Origin of the sequence: Jeotgalibacillus sp. ET6 (assembly GCF_029667115.1) — a bacterium.
In the GTDB taxonomy this organism is placed as follows: Bacteria; Bacillota; Bacilli; order Bacillales; family Jeotgalibacillaceae; genus Jeotgalibacillus.
In genome coordinates this window covers 1-248 of record NZ_JARUIU010000207.1, presented here as the reverse complement: position 1 = coordinate 248, position 248 = coordinate 1, and the positions used below count along the sequence as shown (strand labels likewise).

The 248-nt window shown below is 43.1% G+C and carries 1 pseudogene; it reads right to left on the bottom strand.

The window, feature by feature from the left end:
- Positions 1 to 248 (bottom strand): annotated as a pseudogene (locus P6709_RS20170) (hypothetical protein); the annotation flags it as partial.

Sequence of the window (248 nt, the reverse complement as noted above, 5' to 3'; positions counted from 1 at the left end):
CATAATTTCATCCCCGCTGCACATCGGACACGGCTCAAGCGTGACATACAGCGAAGCATTCGTCTTTTTCCACTGCAGAAGAATTTTTAGGAGAGGACAATACTTCGTTATCAAAGGCACGAATGCTTTCGTAAAGTGAGTGAGCGGCAGCTCGTCCCATCCTTCTTCTTCCATTCCTTCTTCTAACAGGGTCATTAATATAACCGTAATAAAAATCCCAAAAACTGAGAAATTTGATCCAGCACAAG